The 10006-nt window shown below is 40.7% G+C and carries 9 protein-coding genes and 1 rRNA gene; 5 read left to right on the top strand and 5 right to left on the bottom strand.

Annotation, left to right across the window (positions count from 1 at the left end):
• Positions 1–146 (bottom strand): 16S ribosomal RNA (locus tag VF06_RS17395); the annotation flags it as partial.
• A 314-nt stretch (positions 147–460) separates the two neighbouring features.
• On the opposite strand from VF06_RS17395, the gene glyQ reads away from it, so the two are divergent.
• From glyQ to VF06_RS17370, 5 genes are all read left to right on the top strand, one after another.
• Positions 461–1339, top strand: a complete 879-nt coding sequence (gene glyQ, locus VF06_RS17390) for a glycine--tRNA ligase subunit alpha (RefSeq protein WP_099068490.1) — start codon at positions 461–463, stop codon at positions 1337–1339.
• A 739-nt stretch (positions 1340–2078) separates the two neighbouring features.
• On the top strand, positions 2079–4436 hold the full coding sequence (locus tag VF06_RS17385; protein WP_099068491.1) for a ComEC/Rec2 family competence protein: 2358 nt from the start codon (positions 2079–2081) through the stop codon (positions 4434–4436).
• A 155-nt stretch (positions 4437–4591) separates the two neighbouring features.
• Positions 4592–5053, top strand: a complete 462-nt coding sequence (gene ybiA, locus VF06_RS17380) for a riboflavin biosynthesis intermediates N-glycosidase (RefSeq protein WP_099068492.1) — start codon at positions 4592–4594, stop codon at positions 5051–5053.
• A 322-nt stretch (positions 5054–5375) separates the two neighbouring features.
• Positions 5376–5678 carry a hypothetical protein gene (locus VF06_RS17375; RefSeq protein WP_099068493.1) on the top strand — a complete coding sequence of 101 codons (303 nt, stop codon included), beginning with the start codon at positions 5376–5378 and terminating at the stop codon, positions 5676–5678.
• Between the two features lie 260 nt (positions 5679–5938).
• A complete protein-coding gene (locus VF06_RS17370) occupies positions 5939–7018 on the top strand; it encodes a tetratricopeptide repeat protein (protein ID WP_099068494.1) in 1080 nt (359 codons plus the stop codon).
• Between the two features lie 130 nt (positions 7019–7148).
• On the opposite strand, the gene rlmN is transcribed toward VF06_RS17370, so the two are convergent.
• The 4 genes from rlmN to cobM all read right to left on the bottom strand — a co-directional run bounded on the left by rlmN (position 7149) and on the right by cobM (position 9795).
• A complete protein-coding gene (gene rlmN / locus VF06_RS17365; RefSeq protein WP_099068495.1) occupies positions 7149–8216 on the bottom strand; it encodes a dual-specificity RNA methyltransferase RlmN in 1068 nt (355 codons plus the stop codon).
• A gap of 113 nt (positions 8217–8329) precedes the next feature.
• Entirely contained in the window at positions 8330–8683 is a 354-nt protein-coding gene (locus tag VF06_RS17360; protein WP_099068496.1) for a phenylpyruvate tautomerase MIF-related protein, read from the bottom strand.
• Positions 8670–8870, bottom strand: coding sequence for a hypothetical protein (locus VF06_RS42095; protein ID WP_099068497.1), 201 nt, complete (start codon positions 8868–8870; stop codon positions 8670–8672). The genes VF06_RS17360 and VF06_RS42095 overlap by 14 nt, the downstream gene beginning before the upstream one ends.
• A gap of 115 nt (positions 8871–8985) precedes the next feature.
• The gene (cobM, locus tag VF06_RS17350; protein WP_099068530.1) at positions 8986–9795 is read right to left on the bottom strand and encodes a precorrin-4 C(11)-methyltransferase; all 810 of its coding nucleotides are present in this window, start codon (positions 9793–9795) and stop codon (positions 8986–8988) included.
• Between the last annotated feature and the right edge of the window lie 211 nt (positions 9796–10006).

The raw sequence follows: 10006 nt of genomic DNA, 5'->3' as shown, positions 1-10006 counted from the left end.
CGTTTCCAGTGGTTGTCCCAGACCTGAAGCTAGATTCTCACGCGTTACTCACCCGTCCGCCACTATGTCCGAAGACACCGTTCGACTTGCATGTGTTAAGCATACCGCCAGCGTTCATCCTGAGCCAGGATCAAACTCTCCGTTTTGATGAATCGTTTGCTTTTAGCTCTTTAGCTGCGCTTTTTTAACCCCAGCTTGGTTCTCTTATTTACTTGACGCTAACCACTTGTTGTATAATGGCTTTCAAACTATAATATTTTCATGGTTCCGTGTCCCAACAGCGTCGCTCTTTCGCTTCGCTCTCTCTGGCACTTATTCAATATAGCTAACCATTCTTAGAGTGTCAACCTCTTTGACCACTTTTTTTTGACCTTTTTTTTGAACCTTCTGAAATTCCCCACAGTGCAGGGTTGTGAGCAACAATGGTTTATGCAATGTGCTGACTAAGGAAGGATAAAGCGTGAATTTTCAGTCGGTAATAGCTTTGTTGCATCAGTTTTGGAGCGATCGCGGTTGTTTGATTGCTCAGCCTTACGATATTGAGAAGGGAGCAGGCACTAAAAATCCCCAAACATTTTTAAGAGCATTGGGCCCGGAACCCTGGGCTGTAGCTTATGTTGAGCCGTGTCGTCGTCCTACAGATGGGCGCTACGGTGAAAACCCGAATCGCTTTCAACACTATTACCAGTACCAAGTCTTAATTAAGCCGTCGCCAGACAATATTCAGGAGATTTATCTTGATTCATTGAGGGCTTTAGGCATTCGTCCTGAAGAACATGATGTACGGTTTGTGGAAGATAACTGGGAAGATGCGACGGTGGGAGCTTGGGGTACTGGTTGGGAAGTTTGGTTGGATGGGATGGAAATCACTCAATTTACCTACTTCCAACAGTGTGGTGGAATTGATTGTCGCCCTGTGTCAATTGAGATTACGTATGGATTAGAGCGTTTGACGATGTATCTCCAGCAGGTGGAAGCAATTACTAAAATTCAGTGGACAGATAGCATTACCTATGGAGACGTTTTTCTCCAAAATGAGATTGAGCAAAGTGCCTATAACTTTGAAGCGTCGAATCCTGAGTTACTGCTGACCCTGTTTAACTTGTATGAGCAAGAAGCTACGCAGCTAACAGAGCGAGGATTGGTTTTGCCAAGTTTGGATTATGTAATGAAGTGTTCGCACACATTCAATTTGCTGGATGCTAGAGGTGTAATTTCAGTGACGGAGAGAACTCGTTACATTGCTAGGATTCGTCACTTAGCACGTAAAGTTGCTCATTTATATGTTGAGCAAAGAGAAAAGTTAGGCTTTCCGTTGTTGAAGAAGACATCAGATTAGTGGTGTCACTAGGAAGGAAAGTGAGAGATAAGGGCTTTTCTTGCTTATCTGCCTGTGTTTATCAGGTTTTTTAACTTGAAGATGATGATGAATTTTGAAGAAGTACAAATCAGCAACTACTTTAAAATTGCTGGTATGAGCGCTGGGTACGTTTATAGCAAGGCTAGCGATATTACTTTCACTATATATTGATGATAGAAATACGAATGTAGGGCGAAGGGCCCTTCGCTCCTACAAGTCCTTGCATGTATATCATGATTTTGGTGAATCAGTGTTACATAATAAAACTTACGCAAAAATCTCCGAAAAGCTAGATTTATGGAACTGCCTTCTCTATGAGAGGCTTTTTTCTGCAAAGGCGCAGCCTCTCGTCAAGAACAATTCGTAGAGTGTGCGTAAGTTCTAATCAAGCCTTAGAGGTACAGAGAAAGAGCTTGCAATTATCAAGCCTGCTGAAGCAGGCTTTGTTTGTAAGTGGGTATGCAAAAATGTTTCAGGACTTACGCGGTGAGATTATTTTTTGAGGTCGCAAATACGGCATTGGGGATTTTTTCCTGCGGTATGCCCAGCCCAAATCCTTAATTTCTCGTTTACCATACGTAAGTCATGTTGTTATTAGTACTAATTCTTCAAAGGAAAGCTACAGGTGATGACGCGGGAAGACAGAAATTGATATATTCGCATATTTTTGATAATTAACTGTAAATTCTGTTTGCTAAGTGCTTTTAGAAAAAATTTTATGATTCAAGCTAGTGGTGTAATTATTTGTCTTGGCTACATTCTGGGTTTATTGTTTACAGCAATTCCTTGGGGTGGTGCATGGATTTTGATTCTGGGGATAGCGGGAGCAATTTTTTTGAGAAGACGCTACATCATCTCACGGAAACTTGCTCAGAAAGCAGAAAATGGTCGAGGCAAAGCCAAGACAATGCTTAACAACTGGCAAACTATTCCCGATCCGAGAATATGGTTAGCTGCTGGGTTAGTGGGATTGTTAGCAACTGTGTATTTTCAATGGCGAGTACCGGAACCAAGTGCAAAAGATATCAGTCAGTTCGTTCCTCCTGGAAATAGCAGTAATCAAGAACAGCTTGTGATTGTTCGCGGGGAAGTGGCGAGTAATCCGCGCTTAACTCGCAGTCAACGGGGACAATTTTGGCTGGAAGCGACTCAGCTAGATGAAGTTAAAAACGCTCAAGGTTCAGCAGGTATCCCAAAAGGAGTTACGGGAAAATTATATGTAACAGTGCCCATTCTTCAGGCCACTGGTTTATACCCTGGTCAACAAATTGCTGTGACTGGGATTTTATACAAACCGAAGGCGGCTTCCAATCCTGGTGGTTTCGATTTTCAAAAGTTTCTCAAACAAGAGGGAACGTTTGCTGGTTTGATTGGGCGACAAATCAATGTTTTAGAACAAGAACGGAAATGGGGTTGGTGGCAAATTCGGCAGCGAATTGTGCGATCGCAAGTTCAGAGTTTGGGTATTCCAAAGGGTTCTCTTGTCAGTGCAATGGTTTTAGGTAGCAAAGCTGTGGATTTACCCTACGATATCCGCGATTTATTCGTAAAAGCAGGGTTAGCTCATGCTTTAGCTGCTTCTGGATTTCAAACTTCGTTGATTTTGGGTGTGATATTACAATTGACGAAGCGTACAAGAAAAGGAATACAATTTACCCTTGGGTTTTTGGGTTTAATTATTTTTCTGAGTTTAACAGGTTTTCAACCTGCGGTTCTGAGAGCTGTAATTATGGGTTTTGCAGCATTAATTGGTTTGTTATTAAAAAGAAAGGTAAAACAACTAGGTTCGCTGTTATTAGCAGCCACACTTTTATTACTATTTAATCCGTTATGGATTTGGGATTTAGGTTTTCAATTAAGCTTTCTAGCGACATTAGGATTAGTTGTAACAGTACCACCAATTATTGAGCGTTTGAATTGGTTACCATCTGCCATCGCTTCTTTAATTGCTGTTCCTTTAGCTGCCACTATTTGGACTTTACCTGTGCAACTTTTTGTCTTTGGAGTTGTGCCAACTTACAGTTTATTGCTGAATGTGCTTAGTACTCCATTAATTTCTATTATTAGTATCGGTGGTATCATCAGTGCTATTGCAGCATTAATCTTGACTGAAGCAGGAAGCTTTGTAGCTGGGTTGTTGCATTACCCTACTGATTGGATGATTCAACTAGTGGAATTTTTTAGCAATTTGCCAGGAAATTCTGTGGCTGTAGGTAGCATATCTAGTTGGCAATTGCTAGCTATTTATGCACTAATTATTTTAGTTTGGCTGGTACGTTGGTGGCAGCAGCGTTGGTGGTTTGCTAGTGTAATTGCAATTGGTTTGGTAATCGTTCCTCTTTGGCATTCTGCGAACACATTATTTAGGATTACGATATTAGAGTCTGGTACAGAACCAATTATAGTTGTTCAAGATAAAGGAACAGTAACTGTAATTAATAGCGGTGATGAAGGTACAGGACGCTTCACAATTTTACCGTTTTTACAACAGCAGGGTATCAATCAAATTAATTGGGCGATCGCTACTGATTTTCAAGGCAATGAAAGTAATGCTTGGTTTGAATTAGCCCAACGTTTACCAATCAAAAATTTTTATGACTATTCTCCGAAACCAGAAAATGCTATTGCTATTCAGGCAATTCAAGAAGAAATACAAAAACATCAAGGATCTTACCAACCTTTAGCAGTTGGTCAAGCTGTACAAGCTGGTTCCCTAGTCGCACAATTAATCAACGATGAATTACCTATTTTACAATTGCAAATTTTAGATTGGAATTGGTTATTAGTAGGCAATATCAAGTCTCAAGAGGTACAAAAATTAGTTAAAAATGGAAGTTTACCTCGTCCACAAGTACTTTGGTGCGCGCCACAATCTTTGAAAAACCTAGTGCTTGTACTGCAACCACAAGTGGCCATTACTGCTGCTGCCAACTTGGATGAAAAAACTTTGTCGGAACTGAATCAAAGTAAAACTAAAGTATTTTTTACGGGACGGGATGGCGCTATTCAATGGTCGCCTAATCGTGACTTTGAGGCATTTATTGAAGCACCAGAAAATCAGTCTTCTGTTTTATAAAAAATGAAAATTAATTAAATTTTCAAAAGCTAAATTGTTGTTAATTAACATTATTAATGGCAAATCATACAATAGTATATTGCTATCAGAGAATTTAGTTAATAGAATAGCGATCGCTATGAGTATTTGTTGACAATCCAGTATTACTAAATTCTATGACAATCTATTTTTATAGCACTCGCGAACAATATGGCTGTTTCTCCAATTTTTCTTTCCACGGCTTCGAGCTTGATGGATTGTATTGGCCGACTAGCGAACATTACTTTCAAGCACAAAAGTTCCTTGGTACACCTCATGTAGAACAAATCCGCTTGGTTAAAATGCCTAAAGATGCTGCAAGAATGGGGCGTGAAAGAACTCGGCCTTTGCGTCAAGACTGGGAACAAGTGAAAGACGACATTATGCGCCAAGCTGTGCTATCCAAATTTACAACTCATAGAGATATCAGAGATATCTTACTTTCCACAGGCGATGAAGAAATTGTTGAAAATTCACCCATCGATTTTTATTGGGGTTGTGGGTCTGACGGTAGTGGGAAAAACATGCTAGGGAAAATTCTTATGGAAGTCCGAGATATTCTCCGCCACACTCAAAGCACAGATGCGGATAATAAATAGCACAGTAAAATAATTTGGTTGTCAGGAATGCTTGCCTAAAGCATAAGCGACTAAAAGCTAAACACTCAAATTTATTAGCTAAAATTTATATAGCAATCCTATTTGATTTGTGAAAAATATCAGTGATGAGTGTTGGCTGTAGTTAAACAATGGTGTGAGGAGTAAGATTTCACAAATGATTTAGGACTGTCATAGGATGTAGATTATCCAGCAAAAAAGTTTGATTTTTGAGTTTGAAAGACATATTTACTGAAAATTGGCAAACACTCTATCTGCCTAAAGTAACTGAAAAGCAGTCATTGTTCTAAGGAATAAACTAATTATGTCTGGATTAGTAAAAACAAAGAAATATTGCAAGTGGTTCTGGGATGAATCTCTTGGAGGTGAGTTTGATACTTGGGGTACTAGCACCTACTTTATGGAAATTGGTGATAATAGCCATGTAGTTAGACAAATCGAAATTTATGAAAATGGCAATGTATTATTTTATGATAGTAGCCACATTGCTGATGATTACGGAATGTTATGCGATCAATTAATACGTGAAGATGATATAGGCGACTTTGAAATTACAAAAGGAGAATTTGAACAAGTTTGGAATACAAAAATACCAATAAATAGATAAAGGTTATTAATTAAAAGTGAGTTAGGAAACTTCAGTCTATTAGTTAGTTGAAGCCTCTGAATTTTGATTGCTTGTTGAGAAATGGAAACTTAAGCAGCGCATCGCTTCACGGATTAACTCTAGCGCTGCCATCATTGATAAAGTTTTTAGATGTCAATACAAGTATTTGCCATCCAAACTCTGGTAATTCAGCTTTATGAAAGATAAATTCTGGTTTTGGGAACACTAGACTTACCACCAGACTACATAGGAAGGGGTTGATGTCTAAAGACGGATGGAACCATACATCAAAAAATACTGTCCCTCTAAAATTATCCATAACACACTTAAAACCAGTGAAGCGCAATACAATTACCCATGAATTTGACTCTGGGTCACAACCACAAATACCACCAGTACAGGATAGTGACGAACATTTATCCGAGGCGTCTCAATTATTACGGCAAGGTATTCAACAGCAGCAAGCTGGTGAATTAATTGCAGCAATGAAATCCTTAAAACAATCCTTAGTACTGTTCCAGGCGGTTAAGGATTTACAAAAACAGGCACAGGTATTTTCTTTTTTAGCATTGGTAAGTTACAGCGCAGGAGATTACAAAAGTGCTATCTCCTACTCTCAACAGTGTATGTCTTTGAGTGAAGAAGTTTCAGATTTACCATTGCAGATGCAAGCACTTTCGCATCTAGGCAATGCCTACCGCCACCTCAACGACCATCACAAAGCAATTGAATTTTTAGAAAAATCTTTGAAAATAACTCAACAGCTACAAGATAAACGCAGTCAAGTAGCAGCACTGAATAATTTGGGATTGGTATATAAAGCTTTAGGTAACTTTACACAAGCCATTGAGTATCAGCAGCAAAGTCTAGCAATTGTGCGCGAACTCAAAGATAATTGGGGAGAGGAACAAGTACTGAAAAATTTGGGTAACGCTTGGTACGCTTTGGACAACTATCCAAAGGCGATCGCTTACTATGAGGAATGTGTAATCTTAGCACGCTCGTTAAAAAATGTTCGTAGTGCTTCTCAGGTACTCAAGAACTTAGGTAATGCTTGCTATGCTTTGGGTGATTATACAAAAGCTATTAAATATTATGAAGAACGCTTACAATTAGCCAAAGAAATCCAAGACAAGCGTAGCGAAGAACAATCTCTAGGTAGTTTAGGAGTTGCTTGTGAAGCCTTGGGGGATCATCACAAAGCAATTACATATTATGAAGAACGTTTACTTTTAGCTAGGGCGCTTAAAGACCGACGCAGTGAAGAACAAGCTCTTGCCAGCCTAAGAGTTGCTTGCTACGCTTTGGGCGATTATGCCAAAGCCATGCAATATCAATAACTAGAATATCGATTCTAGACTCCGCAAAATCTTCAATCCAAAATTGGGCGTGACTTTTCAAGACAAAGACTTTTCAACCACTTACCAGTATGTCATAACTGTTAACCGTTAGCAGTCAACAATCAACCACTTAATTACTTGCTCTGAGTTGTCCGCAAGCAGCATCAGCTTCTAAACCACGGGAGTAACGGACGCTGACAGTAATTTGTTGTTGCTTGAGGACATTGAGAAATGCTTGAATGCGATCGCGGTTGGGGCGCTTATAATCTACCTCTTGGATGGGGTTGTAAGGTATTAAATTTACATGACTTTGAAATCCCCGCAGACGTTTCGATAGTTCTAATGCATGTTCTGGCAAATCATTCACACCAGCCAGAAGAATGTATTCAAAAGTCACACGGCGTCCAGTGATTTCCACATATTCACGGCATTCAGTCAGCAAATCTTCCAGAGGATAAGCGCGGGCGCTGGGGATGAGTTTTTCCCTGAGTGGTTGGTTGGGTGCATGGAGACTAACCGCCAGAGTGATTTGCAAATGGTGTTGCGCGAATTGACGGATGCGATCGCGAATTCCTACTGTAGAAACAGTGAGCGATCGCGCACCGATACCAACATCTTGATTGAGAGATTTTAGGGCAGCTAGTACGTTTTCAGTATTTAACAACGGTTCGCCCATACCCATGAATACCACATTGCTAACTCGTTGTTGAAAATCTTCTTGTACGGTCAATACTTGATCGACAATTTCATGCCGTGCTAAATTCCGCTTGTAGCCTCCTTTTCCAGTAGCGCAGAAATCACACGCCATTGGACAACCCACTTGAGTAGAGACACAAACCGTCAACCGATTGTCTGAAGGAATACCAACTGTTTCAATTATTTGCCCGTCTGCTAATCGCAAAAGATATTTCACCGTGCCATCGGGTGCCACAGAGCGGTAGTGTAAACTTGAGCGTCCGATGGGAATTTCTGCGACTTCGTTGCGCCATTGCTTCGGAAACACAGAAATATCTAAGAGCGATCGCACCCCTTTGTGATATATCCATTCATGCAGTTGCTTTCCTCTGTAAGCAGGTTGTCCCTGTTGTTGCACCCAAGTTGTTAACTCGGCGACACTTGCACCAAGCAGGGGAGGAAGTAATGCTGATTTGGCTGTTTTTTCTGAGTCAACCTGAGATACAAGAGGTGTAGCAGACATAAAAAATTACGAGTTGATGCTGGATCTCTATCCTACACTCATTGACACTCCCCGACCCTTTAGGGTCGGGGATTCTACATTCACCCTAGTTACTTGCTCTACCAGGGTTTCCCCTAACCAAAAGTGCTGCCGTTCCAGCCCCACATTGCGCCTTTGGCATCTGCAAATTCTATATAAATTCGATTTTTAGCCACACCCAAAGTTTGATTAATTTGCTGACAAAAATCTTCACTCATGGCTTTTGTTTGGTCTGGCTTCATCGTGCCAATGCTTTTAATTTCAATGTAACAAACAGGGTCTGTATTACCCGCAAAAGTCATAGGAATTTCTGCTTCAAAAGCCGTCATCACATAGGATTCTGGTTTTCCTAAATGTTTTGCTAACTTGGCTGACAAACTCAAAAGCATTGATTCAATTTCAGCTTTTTGAGGAGCAGATGCAGAAGTTTGGACTTTAATTAATGGCATAGTAAGCAATTGAAATTTTGAATTTTATTACAATGTAAAGTCTATCGAATTGTACAGGAATTGGGCATTGGGCAGAAGAAGCTCTAGGGGCTACAGGGGAAAAACTCATCTCCCCTGCTCCATGCCCCATACCCCAATACGGTTCGGTTAAAGGGGAAAGGGGAAAGGGAAAAGGTTTCAAATACATCTTTTACCCCTTAACCTTTTCCCAGACCACAAGGGAAGTTCATACTGCTTATCCGAACCGTATTGCCCAATGCCCCATGACCCATGCCCAATGCCCAATGCCCCATGCCCAATCTTCAATGAGACGAACGAAACAGATGACTATGTTCGGGATGATATAAACGCGATCGCCCTGTGGTTGGCGAAAGTGCTGGACTGATTATATAAAGTGTGGTGCGAATTAAATTTTCTTGATGGGTACAGTCTGCCATTTGATTGAGGGGGACAACCTTAATTTTTTCATCGGGCCAGCCGACGCGAAAGCAGATTGCCACTGGGGTTTCGGCTGGATAATGTTCTAATAGTTTGGCTTGGGCATTTTCCACATGACGCGCACTCAGATATAGGCAGAGGCTAGCTTGATGTGCTGCTAAAGAAGCTAATTCTTCGGTGGCGGGGACTTCTGTACGTCCACTGATGCGTGTCAAAATGATGGTTTGGACTAAACCAGGTACAGTCAGTTCTGTTTTAAGTTTGGCAGCAGCAGCTTGAAAAGCGCTGATACCAGGTACAACCTCAAAAGGGATATTTGCCTGTGCTAGGAGTTGCATTTGTTCGTGAATGGCGCTGTAGAGACAGGGATCGCCGGAATGAAGACGGACGAGAGATTTGTGTTGCGATCGCACCTTTTCTACCATAATCGCCACAATCTCTTCTAAAGTTTGATTTGCAGTTCTGACAATCTCGGCATCTTGGCGGCAAATTCCTAAAATTTGTTCTGGAACTAAAGAATCAGCAAATAAAATTACATCAGCTACAGCCAATAATTTCTGCGCCTTCACTGTTAATAAATCGGGATCTCCGGGGCCTGCTCCCACAATGTACACAGAAGGTTCCACAGCATATAGTGTTTTTTTATCACTCAAATTTTCTGTATATTTACTCACAGAAGCACACACAGCAAACCCTCAAAAAATTTTTTTGTTATTTTCTCAGTATCTTTCCGGATTTACTCTCTTTCCCCAGTAGAGAGTAATGGTAGATGCACCCTGGTTAAGCCCTAGAGAAAACTCTGGGGCATTTTTTATTTTTGGTTATAAGGCATTGGGAATGGTGACTGGTGACTGGTGACTGGAGAGTTATTATTCTCCCCTGCCC

Origin of the sequence: Nostoc linckia z4 (assembly GCF_002608075.1) — a bacterium.
GTDB classification, from domain to species: domain Bacteria; phylum Cyanobacteriota; class Cyanobacteriia; order Cyanobacteriales; family Nostocaceae; genus Nostoc; species Nostoc linckia.
This window is presented reverse-complemented; position numbering and strand designations above follow the sequence as displayed.

Bases quoted from the DNA above. Each gene is read 5' to 3' on its own strand.
- ybiA (WP_099068492.1), top strand. From the start codon at position 4,592: ATGACAATCTATTTTTATAGCACTCGCGAACAATATGGCTGTTTCTCC.
- rlmN (WP_099068495.1), bottom strand. From the start codon at position 8,216: ATGTCTGCTACACCTCTTGTATCTCAGGTTGACTCAGAAAAAACAGCC.
- VF06_RS17360 (WP_099068496.1), bottom strand. From the start codon at position 8,683: ATGCCATTAATTAAAGTCCAAACTTCTGCATCTGCTCCTCAAAAAGCT.
- VF06_RS17370 (WP_099068494.1), top strand. From the start codon at position 5,939: ATGTCTAAAGACGGATGGAACCATACATCAAAAAATACTGTCCCTCTA.
- VF06_RS42095 (WP_099068497.1), bottom strand. From the start codon at position 8,870: ATGTATTTGAAACCTTTTCCCTTTCCCCTTTCCCCTTTAACCGAACCG.
- VF06_RS17385 (WP_099068491.1), top strand. From the start codon at position 2,079: ATGATTCAAGCTAGTGGTGTAATTATTTGTCTTGGCTACATTCTGGGT.
- VF06_RS17375 (WP_099068493.1), top strand. From the start codon at position 5,376: ATGTCTGGATTAGTAAAAACAAAGAAATATTGCAAGTGGTTCTGGGAT.